Below are 21835 nucleotides of genomic sequence, written 5' to 3'. Positions count from 1 at the left end.
TTAGCATAACTGTAATGGTGACCATGTGTGCAGGCCTACAATTAGTGCCACCATATCATGCCCTGAACGGTCGCTGCTGCAACTGCAACATAACGTAACGCTTTACCAAGACACAAAAAAAAGATTACTGGCCCCCAGGAGATGCGCATCCATCCCGCTAACAGACACAGTAAATCACCAACCACGGGCATCCAGCTTAATAATAGCGTGACTGCACCATAGCGTTTCAGCCAACCAGTAGCTTTCTCTTGCCAGCGCGATGTTTTACGCAATGGAAAGAAACGCCCAAGGATAACGTTAGTTAACCCTCCAAGGCTATTACCCATTGTTGCTGTTAACACTAAAACCCAGGGATGACTTACCCCGGAAAGCAACATTGCAACCAGCACGACTTCGGAATTACCGGGTAATAGTGTAGCGCTGAGGAAACTACTGGCAAACAACGATAAAAGCGATAAAGCTTCACTCACAGCAAGCGAACATCCACAGCGTCCATGCCTGCAGCACGGGCCGCCTGAATACCGAAATCAGCATCTTCAAAGACCACACACTGTGTTGGTTGCACGCCCATATGCTGCGCGCACAACAAAAATGTGTCTGGCGCAGGTTTATGATGTTTGACGTGATCGGCAGCAACGACGGCGTCAAAATAACGGCGTAATCCCAGGTGCGTTAGCAGTGCCTCAGCGATGGCGCTTTCACTCCCCGTTCCTACAGCCATTGGTCGACGTCCGTGCCAGCTTTTCACCACTTCAACAAGGGGGAGTGGTTCGACGCTATCGAGTAACATGCTTCTGACTGCTTCTGTTTTTTCACGCGCCAGCGCATGCGGGTCGAGATCGGCCTGATTCAGTTCAATAATCGCCTGAGCAATGCGCCACGTGGGCGAGCCATTAAGCGCAATCATCGCCTGAACATCGTACTGAAGACCATAGTGTCCTAATACTTCGCGCCACGCTTTACGGTGCGTAGGCTCCGTATCCAGGATTGTGCCATCCATATCAAAAATTAAACCTGCATAACGCTCGTACATGGTCTTCTCGCAAGTCGAAAAATATGACGCTACTTTAGCGTAATTGCTTGATTTTGTCGCTGATGGCGAAGGAGAAGAATATTCAGGTTATAGATAAAGTAGTTATTTAGAAATGAAATATTTTTGAAGGAAATTTGTGGGAGAAGATGGTGCCTGCGGTTAGTACCGCTACCTCTTCGATACGTTCATTGCTGAAGGTTACGGAGAATATGGTGCATCCGGGAGGATTCGAACCTCCGACCGCTCGGTTCGTAGCCGAGTACTCTATCCAGCTGAGCTACGGATGCATCGGGAAAACTTATTTTACTGCTGATATTGATACCGCTACTAAAGCCATATCAAATAAGAAAATCCATCTTAACCATCATCACTGATGATTACGGAGAATATGGTGCATCCGGGAGGATTCGAACCTCCGACCGCTCGGTTCGTAGCCGAGTACTCTATCCAGCTGAGCTACGGATGCATCGGGAAATTTATTTTACTGCTGATATTGATATCGCTACTAAAGCCATATCAAGTAAGAGATGGTGCATCCGGGAGGATTCGAACCTCCGACCGCTCGGTTCGTAGCCGAGTACTCTATCCAGCTGAGCTACGGATGCATCGGGAAACTTACTTTACTGCAGATTTTTTGATACCGCTACTAAAGCCGTATCAAGTAAGAGATGGTGCATCCGGGAGGATTACTCGCCTTACGGCTCGCCCTTCGGGCCGTTGCTAAAGCAACGTTATCCTCCCTGGTGCTTGCGGTTAGTACCGCCACCTCTTCGACACCTTCATCGCTGAAGATTTCGTAGAATATGGTGCATCCGGGAGGATTCGAACCTCCGACCGCTCGGTTCGTAGCCGAGTACTCTATCCAGCTGAGCTACGGATGCAAATGGCGGTGAGGCGGGGATTCGAACCCCGGATGCAGCTTTTGACCGCATACTCCCTTAGCAGGGGAGCGCCTTCAGCCTCTCGGCCACCTCACCACACGCCTCTTACGAGTGCTTCGAAGAACTTGTTTATCGCTCATCGTCGCTGCGTGGCGCACATATTACTTTCTGAGACTTATAAGTCAAACAATTTTTCCCACACTTTTATCGTTTGCACACTTCACGCTCAATTAGTCTGTAAAAACGTCAAAAAGAGTGTTTTATCAACAGAAAAACGGAGGTCTGACAGATAGCAGTAATGCAAAAAAATGGAGACTAAAGTTGAATGAACGGGAGTAAAGCGAAAAAACAATGGAGTGAAGGAGGAATTTTGAGGGTGCGTCTCACCGATAAAGATGAGACGCGGAAAGATTAGTAACTGGACTGCTGGGATTTTTCAGCCTGGATACGCTGGTAGATCTCTTCACGGTGAACAGAAACTTCCTTCGGGGCATTTACGCCAATACGTACCTGGTTGCCCTTTACCCCTAAAACTGTCACGGTGACCTCATCCCCAATCATGAGGGTCTCACCAACTCGACGAGTCAGAATCAGCATTCTTTGCTCCTTGAAAGATTAAAAGAGTCGGGTCTCTCTGTATCCCGGCATTATCCATCATATAACGCCAAAAAGTAAGCAATGACAAACACATTACATGTAAGCAGTCATGGCATTACATTCTGTTAAACCTAAGTTTAGCCGATATACACAACTTCAACCTGACTTTATCGTTGTCGATAGCGTTAATGCGAATGCCGTGAAGCGAGTCCACGGCATTGCCTGACGCTTATATTATTGCAATTTCGCGCTGACCCAGCCTTTCACACTGGCTAACGCTGCAGGTAAGGCCGCAGCATCCGTACCACCGGCTTGCGCCATGTCAGGACGTCCACCACCCTTGCCGCCCACCTGCTGAGCGACCATACCAATCAGTTCCCCTGCTTTCACACGATCTGTGACGTCCTTAGATACGCCTGCAATCAGAGAAACCTTACCTTCGGCTACCGTTGCCAGCACGATAATTGTCGACCCCAGCTGATTTTTTAAATCGTCAACCATGGTACGCAACATTTTCGGCTCAACACCGCTAAGCTCGCTAACCAACAGCTTAACACCATTAACATCAATTGCCTTACTGGAAAGATTTGCGCTCTCCTGTGCGGCAGCTTGTTCTTTAAGCTGTTGTAACTCTTTTTCCAGCTGACGCGTACGTTCCAGTACTGAGCGCACTTTATCAGCCAGATTATTGCTATCGCCTTTCAACAGATGTGCGACTTCGCTTAAGCGATCGCTGTCTGCATGGACGGTGGCGATAGCGCCTTCTCCGGTTACCGCTTCGATACGACGAACACCTGCAGCAGTACCCGATTCAGAGATGATGCGGAACAGACCAATATCACCGGTGCGGCTTGCGTGAGTACCGCCACACAGCTCGGTGGAGAAATCGCCCATGCTCAGCACGCGTACGCGCTCATCATACTTCTCGCCAAACAGCGCCATCGCACCTTTCGCTTTCGCCGCTTCGAGATCCATGATGTTGGTTTCGATCGGCAAGTTACGGCGAATCTGCGCGTTCACCAGGTCTTCAACCGCACGAATCTCTTCTGGTTTCATCGCTTCGTTGTGTGAGAAGTCGAAGCGCAGCACTTTGTCGTTAACCAGTGAACCTTTCTGCGATACATGAGTACCCAAAACCTGGCGCAGCGCAGCGTGCATCAGGTGCGTTGCGGAGTGATTCAGACGAATACGAGCGCGACGAGCCTCATCAACATCAGCCTGCACCGCGTCGCCCACTTTCAGAGAACCCGCAGCAAGTTTACCGATATGACCAATCGCCTGGCCGTATTTCTGCGTATCTTCCACCGCAAAGGAGAAGTTAGCGCCTTTCAGTTCACCTTTATCGCCAACCTGACCGCCAGATTCCGCATAGAATGGCGTTTGATCCAGCACGACCACAGCTTCCTGGCCTGCATTGATGGCATCAACCGCTTTACCATCAACAAACAGCGCAGTCACTTTGCCGTTCAGTTCCAGATGGTCATAGCCTTTAAATTCAGATGCACTGTCAACACGGATCATTGCGTTGTAATCGGCACCAAAGCCACTGGCTTCGCGCGCACGACGACGCTGCTCTTCCATTGCTGCTTCAAAACCAGCTTCGTCAACTTTGATGTTGCGTTCACGACAAACATCAGCCGTCAGGTCAACCGGGAAACCGTAGGTGTCATACAGACGGAAAGCAGTTTCGCCATCCAGCGTATCGCCAGAAAGTTTCGCCAGCTCTTCGTCCAGCAGCGCCAGACCGCGTTCCAGCGTGCGGGCAAACTGCTCTTCTTCAGTCTTCAGCACCTGCTCAACCTGCGCCTGCTGGCGTTTCAGGTCTTCACCTGCAGATCCCATAACGTCGATCAGCGGACCAACCAGTTTGTAGAAGAAGGTTTCTTTCGCGCCGAGCATATTGCCGTGACGCACTGCGCGACGAATGATACGACGCAGTACATAACCACGGTTTTCGTTGGACGGCATTACGCCATCCGCGATCAGGAACGCACAAGAACGAATGTGGTCAGCGATTACGCGCAGTGATTTATTGCTCAGATCGGTCGCGCCAGTGACTTTCGCTACTGCCTGGATCAGCGTGCGGAACAGGTCAATGTCATAGTTAGAGTTAACGTGTTGCAGCACCGCAGCAATACGCTCCAGACCCATACCGGTATCTACAGACGGCTTCGGCAGCGGTTCCATCGTGCCATCTGCCTGGCGGTTGAACTGCATGAAGACGATGTTCCAAATCTCAATGTAACGGTCGCCGTCTTCTTCCGGACTTCCCGGAGGGCCACCCCAAATGTGGTCGCCATGATCGTAGAAGATTTCGGTGCACGGGCCACACGGACCAGTGTCACCCATCTGCCAGAAGTTGTCAGATGCGTATGGCGCACCTTTGTTATCGCCGATGCGAATAATACGTTCGCGCGGGATCCCTACTTCTTTTTCCCAGATTTCGTAGGCTTCGTCGTCGCTTTCATAGACGGTAACCCACAGACGCTCTTTCGGCAGGGCAAACCATTTTTCGCTGGTCAGCAGTTCCCATGCAAACTGAATAGCATCGTGTTTGAAATAGTCGCCGAAGCTGAAGTTGCCCAGCATTTCGAAGAAGGTATGGTGACGCGCGGTGTAACCGACGTTTTCCAGGTCGTTGTGTTTACCACCTGCACGCACGCAGCGTTGGGAAGTGGTAGCGCGGGAATAATTACGCTTGTCGAGCCCAAGGAACACATCCTTGAACTGGTTCATCCCGGCGTTGGTAAACAACAAAGTTGGGTCGTTATGGGGTACCAGGGAGCTGCTGGCAACTACCTGATGTCCCTTACTATGGAAAAAGTCGAGAAACGCCTGACGGATCTCAGCGGTGCTCTTGCTCATAATTATCCTGAAATCAAGCTAACGAAATATCGCCACCAGCTACAGCGTGTCTTAACCGCCGGGCTGGTAACTGAAAAGTGGGAATAAGATAAGTTTTCTTGACTGGGAAGTAAAATACCGTATGCGTTCAGTCGGCAAAATTTCGCCAAATATCCTGGATATCCTCCATCAGATAGCCGCGATAGAGCAGAAAACGCTGGATCTTAACTTTTTCTGAAAAGACAGTTGGCAAAGGTTCGCCATATTTTCGCGTCGCCTGATCGCGCGCCAGTGCGCACCAGTCGATGTCACATTCACGCATCGCTTTTTCTGTCGCTTCGCGGGAAATACCTTTCTGATTCAGTTCCTGGCGAATACGCGCAGGTCCATAACCTTTGCGGCTACGGCTGGCGATAAAGCGCGCAACAAATCGGCTGTCATCGAGATAGCCATGTTCATGGCACCAGGCAATAACACGCTCGTAATCTTCTACCGTGGCATCAATCTCTTCGGGGCCATTTTTGCCCATGATCGGTGCCGCGAGTTTACGCCGCAGTTCTTGCTCACTGTGATCGCGCACCGCCAGAATACGTACCGCACGATCCAACAGGCGAGCATATGCCGGGCGACGGGATGTTGATTCTGTCATGGCATACCCTTACAACTTAAAAAGCAAAAGGGCCGCAGATGCGACCCTTGTGTATCAAACAAGACAATTAAAAATCTTCGTTAGTTTCTGCTACGCCTTCGCTGTCATCTACAGAGAAATCCGGCGTTGAGTTCGGGTTGCTCAGCAGCAACTCACGTACTTTCTTCTCGATCTCTTTCGCAGTTTCCGGGTTGTCTTTCAGCCAGGCAGTCGCATTCGCTTTACCCTGACCGATCTTCTCACCTTTGTAGCTGTACCACGCGCCCGCTTTCTCGATCAGCTTCTCTTTCACGCCCAGGTCAACCAGTTCGCCGTAGAAGTTGATACCTTCGCCGTAGAGGATCTGGAATTCAGCCTGTTTAAACGGCGCAGCGATTTTGTTCTTCACCACTTTCACGCGGGTTTCGCTACCCACCACGTTTTCGCCCTCTTTCACCGCGCCGATGCGACGGATGTCGAGACGAACAGAAGCGTAGAATTTCAGCGCGTTACCACCGGTAGTCGTTTCCGGGTTACCGAACATCACACCAATTTTCATACGGATCTGGTTGATGAAGATCAGCAGCGTGTTGGACTGCTTCAGGTTACCCGCCAGCTTACGCATCGCCTGGCTCATCATACGTGCCGCAAGGCCCATGTGAGAATCGCCGATTTCGCCTTCGATTTCCGCTTTCGGTGTCAGTGCCGCCACGGAGTCAACGACGATAACGTCTACTGCGCCAGAACGCGCCAGAGCGTCACAGATTTCCAGTGCCTGCTCGCCGGTGTCCGGCTGGGAGCACAGCAGGTTGTCGATATCGACGCCCAGTTTACGTGCATAGATTGGGTCCAGCGCGTGTTCAGCATCGATAAACGCACAGGTTTTACCTTCACGCTGGGCTGCGGCGATCACCTGTAACGTCAGCGTGGTTTTACCGGAAGATTCCGGTCCGTAGATTTCGACGATACGGCCCATCGGCAGACCACCTGCCCCAAGCGCGATATCCAGTGAAAGCGAACCGGTAGAGATGGTTTCCACATCCATGGAACGGTCTTCACCCAGGCGCATGATGGAGCCTTTACCAAATTGTTTCTCAATCTGGCCCAGTGCTGCCGCCAACGCTTTCTGTTTGTTTTCGTCGATAGCCATTTTTACTCCTGTCATGCCGGGTAATACCGGATAGTCAATATGTTCTGTTGAAGCAATTATACTGTATGCTCATACAGTATCAAGTGTTTTGTAGAAATTGTTGCCACAAGGTTTGCAATGCATACGCAGTAGCCTGACGACGCACCGCATCACGGTCACCGCTGAAGCATTCCCGGCGGGTAATGCCTTCGCCGCGGGCAGTGGCAAAAGCAAACCAGACAGTGCCGACAGGTTTCTCTTCACTGCCGCCATCCGGCCCAGCGATACCGCTGATAGACACGGCATAATCAGCACGAGCCGCTTTCAGTGCGCCTATCGCCATTTCCACCACGACGGGTTCGCTCACCGCGCCGTGCTGCGCCAGCGTCTCTTCGCGTACGCCGATCATCTGCGCTTTGGCTTCGTTACTGTAGGTGACAAATCCGCGTTCAAACCAGGCGGAACTACCGGCAATATCGGTAATCACTTTCGCTACCCAACCGCCGGTACAAGACTCGGCAGTTGTTACGGTTGCGCCACGGGCTTTCAGCGCCTGCCCTACCTGTTCGCTTAACTGCATCAGTTCACTGTCAATCATCACAACCTCAGTCAGTCAAAAAATATATGCCGGACAAGATAGCACTTTCCCGCAGAAGATGGGGACGAGCGATTGATTTTACGAGTTGCGTTCCGGAAAAAGACTGTTGCGACCAGTCGGTAAAGAAAAAGCGCTACCATGCCGCGTTCACATTGATATGTATTCACAGGGAGAGAATAGCAATGGCAACAAAGAAAACGGATAACACGCCACAAAACGTGCTTAAACAAACCACGCAAATGCGTATTTGGGTCATCATTGGTGGCATCGGCGCACTGGTTTCAGTGATATGTAAAATTTTATCTTCTGGCTACCTTGAACCTTTCGACTTCGGTCAGGCTGCGTTAGGCGTTGTCTGCCTGGGATATGCGATATCGCTGTCGAAAAAAAATCAAGCAATTACGTCATTCGAATAAACAGTAAGAAAACAGAGGGAAGTTTAACCTCCCTCTTGCAAAGAGTTACTGAACGCGCGCCAGTGCCACGGCTTGTCCTAACTGCCAGACGGCCATTGCGTAATGGGTGCTGTGATTGTAACGGGTGATAGTGTAGAAGTTCGGCAAACCGTACCAGTACTGGTAACCGGTGCCAACATCCAGGCGCAGTAAGCTGGCCTGCTGATGATTGCCCAGCGGCTGCTGTGGCGTTAGTCCAGCTGCAGCAAGTTGTGAAATGCTGTACATGGTTTTGAAGCCATTCGGTAAGCCTGGTGCCTGACCGTTTGCCATCACTGCGACCTGATCGCCTTTCACCCAGCCGTGCGCTTTGAAATAGTTCGCCACGCTACCGATGGCATCAACCGGATCCCACAGGTTGATATGCCCGTCGCCGCTAAAATCCACTGCATATTGTTTATAAGACGATGGCATAAACTGACCGTAGCCCATCGCCCCGGCAAAGGAACCTTTCAGATTGAGCGGATCGTCCTGCTCATCGCGCGCCATCAGCAAGAAGGTTTCCAGCTCACCAGAGAAATACTCCGCGCGGCGTGGGTAGTTAAATGACAACGTTGCCAGCGCATCGAGGATACGAGTTTTCCCCATCACGCGTCCCCAGCGAGTTTCGACGCCGATAATCCCGACGATGATTTCTGGCGGTACGCCATACACTTGCCACGCACGATTCAGCGCATCTTCATACTGATTCCAGAAAACCACGCCGTTTTGCACGTTGTCCGGCGTAATAAATTTTTTGCGATAACGCAGCCATGCGCCGTTCGGACCTGATGGCGGCTTCACCGATGTGGTTGGTGCCTGGTTATCCATCAGCCGCAATACCGAATCCAGACGTTTCGCCTGGGAGAGAATTTCCTGCAACTGCTGACGATTGAAACCGTGTTTGTTCACCATTTTGTCGATGAACTGCTGGGCATTCGGGTTGTTAGCGAAATCGCCGCCCATCTGCATCACATTGTGCTGCGGCTCAAGCAGGAAGCCGCCAGACGGCGTTCCGGTGGTCGTTTCAGTCTCAGTAGGTTTTGGCTTGCTGCTACAGGCGGCAAGCAACACAAAAAGGGGAAGCAATGTTACATAACGACGCTTGAACATGAGGGGTCCATTTAACAAATTCAACCAGGGGCAAGTATGGTAAAGCATCCCGCCCTGCACAAGGAAGCGGTAGTCACTGCCCGATACGGACTTTACATAACTCAACTCATCCGCCTCACTATCCTTTTATACAAACTTTCAAATTAAAATATTTATCTTTCATTTTGCGATCAAAATAACACTTTTAAATCTTTCAATCTGATTATATTAGGTTGCCGTTTGGTAATAAAACAATAAATCCTGAAGGAGAGAACAATGATAGAAACCATTACTCATGGTGCAGAGTGGTTTATCGGGCTGTTCCAAAAGGGCGGAGAGGTGTTTACCGGGATGGTGACCGGCATTCTTCCGCTGTTGATTAGCCTGCTGGTTATCATGAACGCACTGATTAATTTTATCGGTCAGCATCGTATTGAACGTTTTGCTCAACGTTGCGCCGGTAACCCTGTTTCCCGTTACCTGCTGTTACCGTGCATTGGCACGTTTGTCTTTTGCAATCCGATGACCTTAAGCCTGGGTCGCTTTATGCCGGAAAAGTACAAACCCAGCTATTACGCGGCGGCCTCTTATAGCTGTCACTCAATGAATGGCCTCTTCCCCCATATCAACCCTGGCGAACTGTTTGTTTATCTTGGCATTGCCAGCGGTCTGACAACGCTGAACCTGCCACTTGGCCCACTGGCGGTGAGCTATCTGCTGGTTGGTCTGGTGACCAACTTCTTCCGCGGCTGGGTAACCGATCTGACCACCGCTATTTTTGAGAAAAAGATGGGCATTCAACTTGAACAAAAAGTTCACCTGGCAGGAGCAACATCATGACACGTATTCGGATCGAAAAAGGAACGGGTGGCTGGGGCGGCCCGCTTGAGCTGGAAGTCACGCCGGGAAAAAAAATCGTCTATATCACCGCCGGTACACGTCCTGCAATTGTCGACAAACTGGCACAGCTTACTGGCTGGCAGGCTATCGACGGATTTAAAGAAGGTGAACCCGCGGAGGCAGAAATTGGTGTCGCGGTAATCGACTGTGGCGGCACATTACGCTGCGGCATCTATCCAAAACGGCGTATTCCCACCATTAATATCCACTCGACGGGCAAGTCCGGCCCGCTGGCGCAGTACATTGTGGAAGATATTTACGTCTCTGGCGTGAAAGAAGAAAACATCACTGTAGTGGGTGATGCGACACCACAACCCTCTTCCGTGGGCCGTGACTATGACACCAGCAAGAAAATCACCGAACAAAGCGATGGTTTACTGGCGAAGGTGGGAATGGGTATGGGTTCTGCCGTTGCCGTGCTGTTTCAATCTGGCCGTGACACCATCGACACTGTATTAAAAACCATTCTGCCGTTTATGGCGTTCGTCTCGGCGCTCATTGGCATCATTATGGCTTCTGGCCTTGGTGACTGGATTGCCCACGGTCTTGCTCCGCTGGCGAGCCATCCACTGGGTCTGGTCATGCTGGCGCTCATCTGCTCCTTCCCGCTGCTTTCACCTTTCCTCGGCCCAGGCGCAGTTATCGCACAGGTTATCGGCGTATTGATTGGCGTGCAGATTGGTCTCGGCAATATTCCGCCGCATCTGGCTTTACCTGCACTGTTTGCCATCAACGCGCAGGCGGCCTGCGACTTCATCCCGGTCGGTTTGTCGCTGGCGGAAGCCCGTCAGGACACGGTTCGCGTCGGTGTCCCTTCTGTACTGGTGAGCCGCTTTTTAACCGGCGCGCCGACTGTACTGATCGCCTGGTTTGTCTCCGGTTTTATTTATCAATAGAGGCTGAAACATGACCGTTATTTATCAGACCACCATCACCCGTATCGGCGCGAGTGCCACTGACGCCCTCAGCGACCAGATGCTCATCACCTTTCGTGAAGGCGCTCCTGCGGATCTCGAAGAGTATTGCTTCATTCATTGCCACGGCGAGTTGAAAGGTGCACTCCATCCCGGTTTGCAATTTTCGCTCGGGCAGCATCGCTATCCGGTGACCGCCGTTGGCAGCGTGGCGGAAGACAACCTTCGCGAACTGGGTCATGTCACCCTGCGCTTCGATGGTTTAAACGAAGCGGAATTTCCGGGCACTGTCCATGTGGCAGGCCCTGTACCCGACGATATCGCGCCGGGATCGGTTTTGAAGTTTGAATCTGTTAAGGAGTAAAAAATGAATCAGGTTGCCGTTGTCATCGGTGGTGGGCAAACCTTAGGCGCGTTCCTGTGCCACGGTCTGGCTGCCGAGGGGTATCGCGTCGCGGTTGTCGATATTCAGAGCGACAAAGCTGCAAATGTGGCGCAAGAAATTAACGCCGAATATGGTGAAGGAACAGCGTACGGTTTTGGTGCTGACGCCACCAGCGAGCAGAGCGTTCTGGCGCTCTCTCGTGGGGTAGATGAAATCTTTGGTCGCGTGGATTTACTGGTCTACAGCGCCGGAATAGCAAAAGCAGCCTTTATCAGCGATTTCCAGCTTGGAGATTTTGACCGCTCGCTACAGGTAAATCTGGTGGGCTATTTCCTGTGTGCGCGTGAATTTTCGCGTTTGATGATCCGCGACGGCATTCAAGGACGCATTATTCAGATCAACTCGAAATCCGGCAAAGTGGGCAGCAAACACAACTCTGGTTATAGCGCCGCGAAATTTGGTGGCGTCGGACTGACTCAATCACTGGCTCTGGATCTGGCGGAGTACGGCATTACGGTGCATTCACTAATGCTCGGTAACCTGCTGAAATCACCGATGTTCCAGTCATTGTTGCCGCAATACGCGACCAAGCTGGGTATCAAACCGGATCAAGTCGAGCAGTATTACATCGACAAAGTACCGCTCAAACGCGGCTGCGATTATCAGGATGTGCTGAATATGCTGCTGTTCTACGCCAGTCCTAAGGCGTCGTACTGCACCGGACAGTCGATTAATGTCACCGGCGGTCAGGTGATGTTCTGATTAACAGCGGAGATCCTTTAAGGATCTCCGCGTGACTCATAAAATGCCTGATGCGCTACGTTGATCAGGCCTACAGGACTTCCGCCACTACATTAAGGAGAGGTTATGGTATCTGCACTCATCACCGTCGCCGTTATCGCCTGGTGTGCGCAACTGGCCTTAGGCGGCTGGCAAATTTCTCGTTTTAACCGTGCCTTCGACACACTATGCCAGCAAGGGCGGGTTGGCGTGGGCCGTTCCAGCGGGCGCTTTAAACCGCGGGTCGTGGTCGCCATCGCCCTGGACGATCAGCAGCGCATCGTCGACACCTTGTTTATGAAAGGACTGACTGTCTTCGCCCGACCGCAAAAAATTCCCGCAATTACGGGCATGCATTCTGCTGATTTACAGCCCGATGTGATCTTTCCCCATGATCCACTATCACAGAATGCTCTATCATTGGCGCTTAAACTGAAACGTGGATAATTTCGTTGTGAATGTTACTAGCTTGCGAAGTTATCATTTTGAAACCTAAATCAGGTAATCACGCCCATGAAACCTCGTCAGCGTCAGGCCGCCATTCTGGAGTACCTGCAAAAGCAGGGGAAATGCTCGGTTGAAGAATTGGCGCAATACTTTGACACCACAGGCACAACCATTCGCAAAGATCTGGTCATTCTGGAACATGCAGGAACCGTCATTCGTACTTATGGCGGAGTGGTGTTGAATAAAGAGGAATCCGATCCGCCTATCGATCATAAAACACTCATCAACACCCACAAGAAAGAGCTGATTGCAGAAGCTGCCGTCAGTTTTATTCATGATGGCGATTCAATCATTCTTGATGCTGGAAGTACTGTATTACAGATGGTGCCCCTGCTCTCGCGCTTTAATAACATCACGGTGATGACCAACAGCCTGCACATCGTCAATGCGCTATCCGAACTGGATAACGAACAAACTATCCTGATGCCAGGCGGCACATTTCGTAAAAAATCGGCCTCATTTCACGGGCAGCTGGCAGAGAACGCCTTCGAACATTTCAGCTTCGATAAATTGTTTATGGGCACCGATGGCATCGATCTCAATGCAGGCGTAACCACCTTCAACGAGGTCTATACCGTCAGTAAAGCGATGTGTAATGCCGCGCGCGAAGTGATTTTGATGGCTGACTCATCGAAGTTTGGCCGTAAAAGCCCCAACGTGGTTTGTAGTCTTGAAAGCGTCGATAAGCTGATTACCGACGCAGGTATCGATCCGGCGTTTCGTCAGGCGCTGGAAGAGAAAGGGATCGATGTGATCATAACCGGAGAGAGCAATGAGTGAAGCACTACTGAACGCGGGACGTCAGACGTTAATGCTGGAGTTGCAGGAAGCAAGCCGTTTACCAGAACGTCTGGGCGATGATTTTGTTCGCGCCGCCAATATCATCCTGCACTGCGAAGGCAAAGTGGTGGTTTCGGGAATTGGCAAATCGGGCCACATTGGTAAGAAAATCGCCGCAACGCTTGCCAGCACCGGCACACCTGCCTTTTTTGTTCATCCGGCAGAGGCACTGCACGGCGATCTGGGGATGATTGAAAGCCGCGATGTGATGCTGTTTATCTCTTACTCCGGTGGCGCAAAGGAACTGGATCTGATTATTCCGCGTCTGGAAGACAAATCTATCGCGCTGCTGGCGATGACCGGTAAACCGACATCACCGCTGGGCCTGGCGGCGAAAGCGGTGCTGGATATCTCTGTAGAACGCGAAGCCTGCCCGATGCACCTTGCGCCGACCTCCAGCACCGTGAATACCCTGATGATGGGCGACGCGCTGGCGATGGCGGTCATGCAGGCGCGCGGATTTAATGAAGAAGATTTTGCCCGCTCCCACCCAGCTGGGGCTCTGGGCGCTCGCTTGCTGAACAAAGTGCATCATCTGATGCGCCGTGATGACACCATCCCGCAGGTGGCGTTAACCGCCAGCGTGATGGATGCGATGCTGGAACTTAGTCGCACCGGTCTGGGACTGGTAGCCGTGTGCGACGATCAACGGCTGGTGAAAGGCGTCTTTACCGACGGGGATTTACGTCGCTGGCTGGTTGGCGGCGGTGCACTCACCACGCCAGTTAATGAAGCGATGACGGCAGGCGGCACGACGTTGCTATCGCAAAGTCGCGCCATCGACGCCAAAGAGATCCTGATGAAGCGCAAAATCACCGCCGCACCGGTGGTAGATGAAAACGGCAAACTCGTCGGCGCAATTAACCTGCAGGATTTCTATCAGGCCGGGATTATTTAATCCTTCAGCCCCAGACGTTTCGCCAACCGATGCAAGTTGGCGACGTCGGTTTCCAGCATCCGTGCGCTGGCAGCCCAGTTGTGATGATTTTGTGCCAGCGCCTGGCGAATAGTTTCACGCTGGAACGCTTCTGTCGCTTCACGCAGGTTTTGCTTAACGACGGGCACCGCCGTCACTTCTGGCGGCGGCAATGTCACCTCAGGAAAAGCAAAATGTTGCGCTTCAAGAATCACTTCATCGCCGCTGCGGGTCGCTCTCGCCAGCACCACCGCCCGATGAATAGCATGTTCCAGTTCGCGCACGTTTCCCGGAAAACTATAGTGTTGCAATAAATTCCGCGCCCCGGCACTTAATACCACGCGGGAGAGCCCCAGCCGCAAACGACACTGCTCGCAGAAATACCCCGCCAGCAGAATGACATCATCGCCCCGCTCACGCAGCGGTGGCACCGAAAGTGGAAACACGCTCAGGCGATGAAACAAATCGGCGCGGAATCGCCCTGCCAGCACCTCTTCGCGCAAGTCGCGGTTAGTCGCCGCCAGCACGCGCACATCGACCCGCAAACTACGGTCATCGCCAACGCGCTGAATATCGCCATACTGCAACACCCTCAGCAGCTTGGCCTGCAATGCCAACGACAACTCGCCGATCTCATCCAGAAACAGCGTGCCGTTATCCGCCATTTCAAACTTCCCGCTGCGGTTACTGATAGCGCCAGTAAACGCCCCTTTCACATGCCCGAACAGTTCACTTTCCGCCACACTTTCCGGCAGTGCGGCACAGTTGAGATAGACCAGCGGATTCACCGCCCGTGGCGAGGCTTCATGAATCGCTTTCGCCACCAGCTCCTTACCGGTTCCCGTCTCACCGCTGATCAGGACGTTGAGATCGGACGCCGCCACAATCTCAATCTCTTTTTTCAGTTGCGTCATGCCTGGCGACAGACCGATCATCTGCGTCTGTTTCACCGCTTCAAATGGCGCGGCATCGCCCGGCAGCATATTCTGACTTTCCAGTTGTTCAATCAGCAGCGCATTGCTTAACGCCCCCGCCGCCAGAGCGGCAATCAGCCGTAACTCTTCATCGCTGAAAACATCGAACTGATCGGGCTGCATCCCGTCGAGCGTCAATGCGCCAATCAGGTTTTGTCCAGCAAACAGCGGTAGACCAACGCAGGCGTGAACCTTCAGACTCTCCTGCCCGGGAATCAAACCGTCATAGGGATCGGGCAATTCGCTGTCTGCGGGAAAACGCACCACGTCCCCGGCGCGGGCTATCGCTTCCAGCCGCGGATGCCCTTCCAGGGCAAAGCGTCTACCGAGTACATCCTTCGCCAGTCCGTCGATGGCAAGCGGAATAAACTGCCGCGAGTCGTAACGTAGCAACGCAGACGCATCGCACTCCAGCACCTGACGCAACGTGGTGATCAGGCGCTGAAAACGATCCTGATGACCAATCCCACGCTGCAATTCGATGGCGATATTCGCCAGCACATCAACGGAAAAACTCATCTTTGCCTCACTGTCAATTTGACTATAGATATTGTCATATCGACCATTTGATTGATAGTCATTTTGACTACTCATTAATGAGCATAATTTTATTTATATAGTAAAAACAATCAGATAAAAAACTGGCACGCAATCTGCAATTAACAAGACATCTTTTTAGAACACGCTGAATAAATTGAGGTTGCTATGTCTATTGTGGTGAAAAATAACATTCATTGGGTTGGTCAACGTGACTGGGAAGTGCGTGATTTTCACGGTACAGAATATAAAACGCTGCGCGGCAGCAGTTACAACAGCTACCTCATCCGCGAAGAAAAAAACGTACTGATCGACACCGTCGACCATAAATTCAGCCGCGAATTTGTACAGAACCTGCGGAATGAAATCGATCTGGCGGATATCGATTACATCGTAATTAACCATGCTGAAGAGGATCACGCCGGGGCGCTGACCGAACTGATGGCGCAAATTCCCGATACGCCGATCTATTGTACTGCCAACGCTATCGACTCAATAAATGGTCATCACCATCATCCGGAGTGGAATTTTAATGTGGTGAAAACTGGTGACACGCTGGATATCGGCAACGGCAAACAGCTCATTTTTGTCGAAACGCCAATGCTGCACTGGCCGGACAGCATGATGACTTACCTGACGGGCGACGCGGTGCTGTTCAGTAACGATGCTTTCGGTCAGCACTACTGCGACGAGCATCTGTTCAACGATGAAGTGGATCAGACCGAGCTTTTCGAGCAGTGTCAGCGTTACTACGCCAATATCCTGACACCGTTCAGCCGCCTGGTAACGCCGAAAATTACCGAGATCCTGGGCTTTAACTTGCCAGTCGATATGATAGCGACCTCTCACGGCGTGGTATGGCGCGATAACCCGACGCAAATTGTCGAGCTGTACCTGAAATGGGCGGCGGATTATCAGGAAGACAGAATCACCATTTTCTACGACACCATGTCGAATAACACCCGCATGATGGCTGACGCTATCGCCCAGGGGATAGCGGAAACCGACCCGCGCGTAGCGGTGAAAATTTTCAACGTCGCCCGAAGCGATAAAAACGAAATCCTGACCAATGTCTTCCGCTCAAAAGGCGTGCTGGTCGGCACGTCGACGATGAATAACGTGATGATGCCGAAAATCGCTGGGCTGGTGGAGGAGATGACCGGATTACGCTTCCGTAACAAACGCGCCAGTGCTTTCGGCTCTCACGGCTGGAGCGGCGGTGCCGTGGATCGTCTTTCCACGCGCCTGCAAGATGCGGGTTTCGAAATGTCGCTTAGCCTGAAAGCCAAATGGCGACCGGACCAGGACGCGCTGGAGTTATGCCGTGAACACGGTCGTGAAATCGCCCGTCAGTGGGCGCTCGCACCGCTGCCGCAAAGCACGGTGAATACAGTGGTTAAAGAAGAAACCTGTGCCACCACGATGGCTGATCTCGGTCCGCGGATGCAGTGCAGTGTCTGCCAGTGGATTTACGATCCGGCAAAAGGCGAGCCAATGCAGGACGTTGCGCCAGGAACGCCGTGGAGTGAAGTCCCGGATAACTTCCTGTGCCCGGAATGCTCCCTTGGCAAAGACGTCTTTGACGAACTGGCATCGGAGGCAAAATGAGCAACGGCATTGTGATCATTGGTTCGGGCTTCGCCGCCCGCCAACTGGTGAAAAATATTCGTAAACAGGATGCCGGTATTCCATTGACCCTGATTGCCGCCGATAGCATCGATGAGTACAACAAACCTGATCTTAGCCATGTGATCAGTCAGGGGCAACGTGCCGACGACCTTACCCGCCAGACGGCGGGTGAATTTGCCGAGAAGTTTAATCTGCGCCTGTTTCCGCACACCTGGGTGACGGATATCGATGCCGAAGCCCATGTGGTGAAAAGCCAGAATAATCAGTGGCAATACGACAAGCTAGTGCTGGCAACCGGTGCCAACGCCTTTGTCCCGCCGGTGCCCGGGCGTGAGTTAATCCTGACGTTAAATAGTCAGCAAGAGTATCGCGCCTGTGAAACGCAACTGCGGGATGCCCGACGCGTGTTGATTGTTGGCGGTGGCTTGATTGGTAGCGAGCTGGCGATGGATTTTTGTCGGGCAGGCAAAGCGGTCACACTGATCGACAACGCTGCCAGTATTCTGGCGTCGTTAATGCCACCGGAAGTAAGCAGCCGCTTGCAGCATCGGTTGACGGAGATGGGTGTTCATCTGCTGTTGAAATCTCAGTTGCAGGGGCTGGAAAAAACGAATTCTGGCATTCTGGCAACGCTGGACCGCCAGCGCAGCACCGAAGTGGATGCGGTAATTGCCGCAACCGGACTGCGCCCGGAAACCGCCCTGGCACGACGTGCGGGGCTGACGATTAATCGCGGCGTTTGCGTCGATAGTTATCTGCAAACCAGTAATGCCGATATTTACGCGCTGGGCGATTGCGCAGAAATTAACGGTCAGGTATTGCCGTTCCTGCAGCCGATTCAACTTAGCGCGATGGTGCTGGCGAAGAACTTGCTCGGTGGAAACGCACCGCTGAAACTTCCCGCCATGCTGGTAAAAATCAAAACGCCGGAATTACCGCTGCATCTGGCAGGGGAAACCCAGCGTCGGGATTTGCGCTGGCAGATTTGTACCGAAAGCCAGGGAATGGTGGCGCGCGGCGTTGACGATGCCGACCAGCTTCGCGCCTTTGTAGTCAGTGAGGATCGGATGAAAGAGGCGTTTGGATTGTTGAAAACCTTGCCGATGTAGGCAGGCTAGTGTGCCCAAAATGTCGGATGCGACGCTGGCGCGTCTTATCCGACCTACGGGGAGCGCATGTGTAGGCCGGATAAGGCGTTCACGCCGCATCCGGCAATGGTGTCCAAATGCAACACGTTTATCCATTCTGGACTTCACCCGCCACCCAACGGGCCGCAACAATAACCCCCTGCCCCAGAGACAACCCGCCATCCCCCGCAGGTAAACTCTGCGGGAAGAGCAACGTAAAATCAGCAAGATAATGCACCAGACGTGCACGCAGCAAACGGTTATGAATAACCCCGCCGCTAAATACCAGCGTAGTGATACCACGCATCGTGGCCTGCTCACGCATCAACGCGGCAAAACCCTGCGCCAGCGCATCATGAAATGCCCACGCGCGTTGATTAACCGGTGCCTGCCAGTTCAGCCACTGCTGCCAGAAAGTGGCGAGATCCAGTTGATTGTCCACCAGCGGCATCGTCACCGGATGCGTCACTCCCTGGCACGAAGCCGCCAGCGCCTCAAGGGCGCAAGCCGCTTCACCTTCATAACTTAACGTGGCTGGCGCACAGCCCAGTGCCGCCGCCACAGCATCGAACAAACGCCCGCACGATGACGCCAGCGGCGCGTTAATTCCACGCTCAATGGCCCGCGCCAGCACGCTCCAGTTTTGCTGTTGCACACTTACCGTTTCAGGGTAATTCTGCCACTCCGGCACAAAGCGCAGGCACTGCGCCAGCAGGTTACGCCACGGCTGCTTCGCCGCCAAATCGCCCCCAGCAAGCGCCACCGCTGGCAAGCCGCCCAGGTGCTGGCATTCGCGATAGTTCACCCGCAGGCACTCGCCGCCCCATAAAGCGCCGTTCTCGCCCATACCAATACCGTCGAGCGTCAAAGCAATGACATTACCGCCATCCAGCGGCCAGTGATGTTCTGCCAGACACGCCGCCGCGTGGGCATGGTGATGCAACACCGTTTGCGTCGGCAGATTCATCTCACGCGCCCACTGGCTGGAGACATAGCCCGGATGCGCATCATGCACCACAAACTGTGGAGTAAAATCGTAGATGTTTTGCATCAGGCGCAACGCTTCGCGCCACTGCATCTGAATGCCATCGTCACTTAAATCGCCCAAATGTTGACTCAACACCGCCTGTTCACCACGCACCAGACAGAAGGTATTTTTCAGATCCGCCCCGAGACACAGCAGAGGAGGAATATTTTTAAAGCCAGGAGGCAAAGCCAGCGCATCCGGTACATACCCCCGCGAGCGGCGCAACATTTCGCCACTTTCGCGCACCACTGAATCATCCATCCGCTGCACGATGTCGCGGTTATGAATCAAGAATCCGTCGGCAATGTCCTGCAAGTCCTCCAGCGCCTGTTCGTTGCTGATAGCCGGTGGTTTACCGCTCAGGTTGCCGGAGGTCATCACCAGCGGGCATTGCAGTTCCTGTAACAGCAAATGCTGGAGCGGATTCGCAGGCAACATCACCCCGACTTCGTTAAGGCCAGGGGCGATATCGTCACAAAGTTCCGGAACATATATTTTATCCACCAGTACAATCGGCGCGGCGGGCGTGGTAAGCAACTGACGGGCAGCGTCGGGCAAACCTTCTGCCGTTGGCAACATAACCGCCAGCGGTTTCGCCGGGCGATGTTTGCGCGCCCGTAGTGTCGCCACCGCGTTACTGTTACGCGCATCGCAGGCGAGATGAAATCCGCCAATCCCTTTGATAGCGACAATGTTGCCCATTTTTAACTGAGCGATAGCCGCCTGTAATGCCGCCTCTTGTTCCGCATGTTCACCATGACTTAGCCATTCAAGATGTGGACCACACTCCGGGCAGGCCACCGGCTGGGCGTGGAAGCGACGATCGAGCGGGTCGCGATATTCTTTATCGCAGGCCGGACATAGCGGAAACGCCGCCATCACGGTAAATGGACGGTCGTAAGGCATCGCGCGAATAATGGTGAAACGCGGGCCGCAATGGGTACAGTTGATAAACGGATAACGATAACGCCGTTCGCCTGGGGTATTCATTTCGGCAAGACAGGCAGGACAAGTCGCGGCATCGGGAACAATTTGCGTATTCATGACGCCGCCTGCGCTCTGGCGGATAGTGAACTCAGTGGGCAGTTGCGTCCAGATAAACGGTACACGCTCGACGCTATCAATACGCGCCAGCGGCGGGCAGTGCTGATGCAACTGCGCAAGAAACGTTTCCGGGTCTTCCAGCAGCCGGACTTCCACGCCATCGCCGTCATTACAGACATCGCCGTGAAGATTTAATTGCTGTGCCAGCTGCCAGACAAACGGGCGAAAACCGACGCCCTGCACTTTGCCACGAATACGCAGTTGGACACCGCAAGATGTGTTTTTTGCCATTGAGTTATTCCCGCCATCATGAATTGCGTAACCCGCCCAGCCGGACACGACCGCGTCGCATCCGGTAGTCACAGGTTGGCGATACCGCCCGCTCCGTATTCTACGAATATTTCCGGGAATTCCTTTGATGCCAGAACAGTTCTGTAAGATTTTTAGAACATCAGCGCCGTGCGGCGGCGTTTTTCTGCGCTCAGTTGTTCAAGTTTATTACGATCGACACAAATCAGCGCATGGGTCGGGCAAGCAGCCATACAGGCCGGGCCGTCTTCACGATGGTTACAGAGGTCGCATTTATTAGCTTCGGCTTTGTCAGCGCGTACGTTAAGCCCTGCGCCGCTGTTGCGAATCACCGGACGCACTACCACTTCCATCGCACCATACGGGCAAGCCACAACGCAGGTTTTACAACCAATGCAACGTTCCTGCATGACATGAACAAACCCTTTATCACGGCTGATAGCACCATTCGGGCAGACGTTAGCGCACGGTGCATCTTCACACTGACGGCAGACTGTCGCCGTGGAAATGTTCACACCTTTAATGACATGGATTCGCGGTAAAAAAGTTTCCGGGGTCAGCGATGCACAGTCCTGATTCTCCTGATGAGAAACCACGCACGCCACTTCACAGGTACGACAACCAATACATTTACTCGCGTCAGCAATGATGAAACGGTTCATCAAATTCTCCAGCAATGACAGTTAATGCGCCGATACATTCACAAACCA

At 52.7% G+C, this 21835-nt stretch carries 21 protein-coding genes and 5 tRNA genes; 10 read left to right on the top strand and 16 right to left on the bottom strand.

The window, feature by feature from the left end:
* Positions 1-41: 41 nt before the first annotated feature.
* From yqaA to pncC, 12 genes are all read right to left on the bottom strand, one after another.
* Positions 42-470, bottom strand: coding sequence for a YqaA family protein (yqaA, locus tag AABJ99_RS05675; RefSeq protein ID WP_039021924.1), 429 nt, complete (start codon positions 468-470; stop codon positions 42-44).
* The gene (gene yqaB, locus AABJ99_RS05670) at positions 467-1033 is read right to left on the bottom strand and encodes a fructose-1-phosphate/6-phosphogluconate phosphatase (RefSeq protein ID WP_039021923.1); all 567 of its coding nucleotides are present in this window, start codon (positions 1031-1033) and stop codon (positions 467-469) included. The genes yqaA and yqaB overlap by 4 nt, the downstream gene beginning before the upstream one ends.
* Positions 1034-1243: 210 nt before the next feature.
* Positions 1244-1320: transfer RNA gene (locus AABJ99_RS05665), tRNA-Arg, on the bottom strand.
* A gap of 102 nt (positions 1321-1422) precedes the next feature.
* A tRNA-Arg gene (locus AABJ99_RS05660) sits at positions 1423-1499 on the bottom strand.
* Between the two features lie 62 nt (positions 1500-1561).
* Positions 1562-1638: transfer RNA gene (locus AABJ99_RS05655), tRNA-Arg, on the bottom strand.
* A gap of 199 nt (positions 1639-1837) precedes the next feature.
* Positions 1838-1914, bottom strand: a tRNA-Arg gene (locus AABJ99_RS05650).
* A 3-nt stretch (positions 1915-1917) separates the two neighbouring features.
* Positions 1918-2010: transfer RNA gene (locus AABJ99_RS05645), tRNA-Ser, on the bottom strand.
* 315 nt (positions 2011-2325) lie between these two features.
* Positions 2326-2511: a carbon storage regulator CsrA gene (gene csrA, locus AABJ99_RS05640; RefSeq protein ID WP_000906486.1), complete on the bottom strand. Its 186-nt coding sequence runs from the start codon at positions 2509-2511 to the stop codon at positions 2326-2328.
* A 234-nt stretch (positions 2512-2745) separates the two neighbouring features.
* Positions 2746-5376: an alanine--tRNA ligase gene (gene alaS / locus AABJ99_RS05635; RefSeq protein ID WP_000047170.1), complete on the bottom strand. Its 2631-nt coding sequence runs from the start codon at positions 5374-5376 to the stop codon at positions 2746-2748.
* 127 nt (positions 5377-5503) lie between these two features.
* On the bottom strand, positions 5504-6004 hold the full coding sequence (recX, locus tag AABJ99_RS05630; RefSeq protein WP_000140516.1) for a recombination regulator RecX: 501 nt from the start codon (positions 6002-6004) through the stop codon (positions 5504-5506).
* A gap of 67 nt (positions 6005-6071) precedes the next feature.
* Entirely contained in the window at positions 6072-7133 is a 1062-nt protein-coding gene (gene recA / locus AABJ99_RS05625; RefSeq protein ID WP_000963143.1) for a recombinase RecA, read from the bottom strand.
* A 79-nt stretch (positions 7134-7212) separates the two neighbouring features.
* On the bottom strand, positions 7213-7710 hold the full coding sequence (gene pncC / locus AABJ99_RS05620; protein ID WP_032184981.1) for a nicotinamide-nucleotide amidase: 498 nt from the start codon (positions 7708-7710) through the stop codon (positions 7213-7215).
* Between the two features lie 182 nt (positions 7711-7892).
* Here pncC and AABJ99_RS05615 point away from each other — a divergent pair, with 182 nt between their 5' ends.
* Complete coding sequence (locus AABJ99_RS05615) at positions 7893-8126, top strand: hypothetical protein (RefSeq protein WP_223662847.1); 234 nt, start codon at positions 7893-7895, stop codon at positions 8124-8126.
* 45 nt (positions 8127-8171) lie between these two features.
* Here AABJ99_RS05615 and mltB read toward each other — a convergent pair whose 3' ends face one another.
* Positions 8172-9257 carry a lytic murein transglycosylase B gene (mltB, locus tag AABJ99_RS05610; protein WP_039021026.1) on the bottom strand — a complete coding sequence of 362 codons (1086 nt, stop codon included), beginning with the start codon at positions 9255-9257 and terminating at the stop codon, positions 8172-8174.
* Positions 9258-9512: 255 nt separating this feature from the next.
* Between mltB and srlA the strand changes: the two genes are divergently transcribed.
* The 7 genes from srlA to gutQ all read left to right on the top strand — a co-directional run bounded on the left by srlA (position 9513) and on the right by gutQ (position 14460).
* Entirely contained in the window at positions 9513-10076 is a 564-nt protein-coding gene (gene srlA / locus AABJ99_RS05605) for a PTS glucitol/sorbitol transporter subunit IIC (RefSeq protein WP_000573321.1), read from the top strand.
* Positions 10073-11032 (top strand): PTS glucitol/sorbitol transporter subunit IIB, encoded by a 960-nt coding sequence (srlE, locus tag AABJ99_RS05600; RefSeq protein ID WP_039021025.1) that lies wholly within the window; start codon positions 10073-10075, stop codon positions 11030-11032. The genes srlA and srlE overlap by 4 nt, the downstream gene beginning before the upstream one ends.
* A gap of 10 nt (positions 11033-11042) precedes the next feature.
* The gene (gene srlB / locus AABJ99_RS05595; RefSeq protein WP_000216201.1) at positions 11043-11414 is read left to right on the top strand and encodes a PTS glucitol/sorbitol transporter subunit IIA; all 372 of its coding nucleotides are present in this window, start codon (positions 11043-11045) and stop codon (positions 11412-11414) included.
* Between the two features lie 3 nt (positions 11415-11417).
* Complete coding sequence (srlD, locus tag AABJ99_RS05590; RefSeq protein WP_001077351.1) at positions 11418-12197, top strand: sorbitol-6-phosphate dehydrogenase; 780 nt, start codon at positions 11418-11420, stop codon at positions 12195-12197.
* Between the two features lie 105 nt (positions 12198-12302).
* Positions 12303-12662 (top strand): transcriptional regulator GutM, encoded by a 360-nt coding sequence (gutM, locus tag AABJ99_RS05585; protein WP_000252910.1) that lies wholly within the window; start codon positions 12303-12305, stop codon positions 12660-12662.
* 66 nt (positions 12663-12728) lie between these two features.
* Positions 12729-13502 carry a glucitol operon DNA-binding transcriptional repressor SrlR gene (srlR, locus tag AABJ99_RS05580; RefSeq protein ID WP_000804546.1) on the top strand — a complete coding sequence of 258 codons (774 nt, stop codon included), beginning with the start codon at positions 12729-12731 and terminating at the stop codon, positions 13500-13502.
* A complete protein-coding gene (gutQ, locus tag AABJ99_RS05575) occupies positions 13495-14460 on the top strand; it encodes an arabinose-5-phosphate isomerase GutQ (RefSeq protein WP_039021024.1) in 966 nt (321 codons plus the stop codon). The genes srlR and gutQ overlap by 8 nt, the downstream gene beginning before the upstream one ends.
* On the opposite strand, the gene norR is transcribed toward gutQ, so the two are convergent.
* Positions 14457-15971 carry a nitric oxide reductase transcriptional regulator NorR gene (gene norR, locus AABJ99_RS05570; RefSeq protein WP_039021023.1) on the bottom strand — a complete coding sequence of 505 codons (1515 nt, stop codon included), beginning with the start codon at positions 15969-15971 and terminating at the stop codon, positions 14457-14459. The two genes, gutQ and norR, sit on opposite strands and share 4 nt — an antisense overlap.
* 186 nt (positions 15972-16157) lie before the next feature.
* On the opposite strand from norR, the gene norV reads away from it, so the two are divergent.
* Positions 16158-17597 carry an anaerobic nitric oxide reductase flavorubredoxin gene (norV, locus tag AABJ99_RS05565; protein ID WP_039021022.1) on the top strand — a complete coding sequence of 480 codons (1440 nt, stop codon included), beginning with the start codon at positions 16158-16160 and terminating at the stop codon, positions 17595-17597.
* The gene (norW, locus tag AABJ99_RS05560) at positions 17594-18727 is read left to right on the top strand and encodes an NADH:flavorubredoxin reductase NorW (RefSeq protein ID WP_039021021.1); all 1134 of its coding nucleotides are present in this window, start codon (positions 17594-17596) and stop codon (positions 18725-18727) included. Before norV ends, norW begins: the two co-directional genes overlap by 4 nt.
* 127 nt (positions 18728-18854) lie before the next feature.
* On the opposite strand, the gene hypF is transcribed toward norW, so the two are convergent.
* On the bottom strand, positions 18855-21107 hold the full coding sequence (gene hypF, locus AABJ99_RS05555) for a carbamoyltransferase HypF (RefSeq protein WP_039021029.1): 2253 nt from the start codon (positions 21105-21107) through the stop codon (positions 18855-18857).
* Positions 21108-21259: 152 nt separating this feature from the next.
* Positions 21260-21787 carry an electron transport protein HydN gene (gene hydN / locus AABJ99_RS05550; protein ID WP_001078777.1) on the bottom strand — a complete coding sequence of 176 codons (528 nt, stop codon included), beginning with the start codon at positions 21785-21787 and terminating at the stop codon, positions 21260-21262.
* Positions 21788-21835 lie beyond the last annotated feature (48 nt).

This window comes from Escherichia coli (genome assembly GCF_036503815.1).
GTDB lineage: Bacteria > Pseudomonadota > Gammaproteobacteria > Enterobacterales > Enterobacteriaceae > Escherichia > Escherichia coli_F.
The sequence above is the reverse complement of the archived record's forward strand: the minus strand, read 5'-3'. Positions and strand labels throughout refer to the sequence as shown.

Excerpts from the sequence above, each read along its gene's own strand:
- srlE (WP_039021025.1), top strand. The coding sequence starts at position 10,073 with ATGACACGTATTCGGATCGAAAAAGGAACGGGTGGCTGGGGCGGCCCG.
- gutQ (WP_039021024.1), top strand. The coding sequence starts at position 13,495 with ATGAGTGAAGCACTACTGAACGCGGGACGTCAGACGTTAATGCTGGAG.
- recX (WP_000140516.1), bottom strand. The coding sequence starts at position 6,004 with ATGACAGAATCAACATCCCGTCGCCCGGCATATGCTCGCCTGTTGGAT.
- norV (WP_039021022.1), top strand. The coding sequence starts at position 16,158 with ATGTCTATTGTGGTGAAAAATAACATTCATTGGGTTGGTCAACGTGAC.
- AABJ99_RS05615 (WP_223662847.1), top strand. The coding sequence starts at position 7,893 with ATGGCAACAAAGAAAACGGATAACACGCCACAAAACGTGCTTAAACAA.
- yqaB (WP_039021923.1), bottom strand. The coding sequence starts at position 1,033 with ATGTACGAGCGTTATGCAGGTTTAATTTTTGATATGGATGGCACAATC.
- recA (WP_000963143.1), bottom strand. The coding sequence starts at position 7,133 with ATGGCTATCGACGAAAACAAACAGAAAGCGTTGGCGGCAGCACTGGGC.
- norW (WP_039021021.1), top strand. The coding sequence starts at position 17,594 with ATGAGCAACGGCATTGTGATCATTGGTTCGGGCTTCGCCGCCCGCCAA.
- pncC (WP_032184981.1), bottom strand. The coding sequence starts at position 7,710 with ATGATTGACAGTGAACTGATGCAGTTAAGCGAACAGGTAGGGCAGGCG.
- csrA (WP_000906486.1), bottom strand. The coding sequence starts at position 2,511 with ATGCTGATTCTGACTCGTCGAGTTGGTGAGACCCTCATGATTGGGGAT.
- hydN (WP_001078777.1), bottom strand. The coding sequence starts at position 21,787 with ATGAACCGTTTCATCATTGCTGACGCGAGTAAATGTATTGGTTGTCGT.
- srlD (WP_001077351.1), top strand. The coding sequence starts at position 11,418 with ATGAATCAGGTTGCCGTTGTCATCGGTGGTGGGCAAACCTTAGGCGCG.
- gutM (WP_000252910.1), top strand. The coding sequence starts at position 12,303 with ATGGTATCTGCACTCATCACCGTCGCCGTTATCGCCTGGTGTGCGCAA.
- mltB (WP_039021026.1), bottom strand. The coding sequence starts at position 9,257 with ATGTTCAAGCGTCGTTATGTAACATTGCTTCCCCTTTTTGTGTTGCTT.
- srlA (WP_000573321.1), top strand. The coding sequence starts at position 9,513 with ATGATAGAAACCATTACTCATGGTGCAGAGTGGTTTATCGGGCTGTTC.
- srlB (WP_000216201.1), top strand. The coding sequence starts at position 11,043 with ATGACCGTTATTTATCAGACCACCATCACCCGTATCGGCGCGAGTGCC.
- norR (WP_039021023.1), bottom strand. The coding sequence starts at position 15,971 with ATGAGTTTTTCCGTTGATGTGCTGGCGAATATCGCCATCGAATTGCAG.
- hypF (WP_039021029.1), bottom strand. The coding sequence starts at position 21,107 with ATGGCAAAAAACACATCTTGCGGTGTCCAACTGCGTATTCGTGGCAAA.
- srlR (WP_000804546.1), top strand. The coding sequence starts at position 12,729 with ATGAAACCTCGTCAGCGTCAGGCCGCCATTCTGGAGTACCTGCAAAAG.
- alaS (WP_000047170.1), bottom strand. The coding sequence starts at position 5,376 with ATGAGCAAGAGCACCGCTGAGATCCGTCAGGCGTTTCTCGACTTTTTC.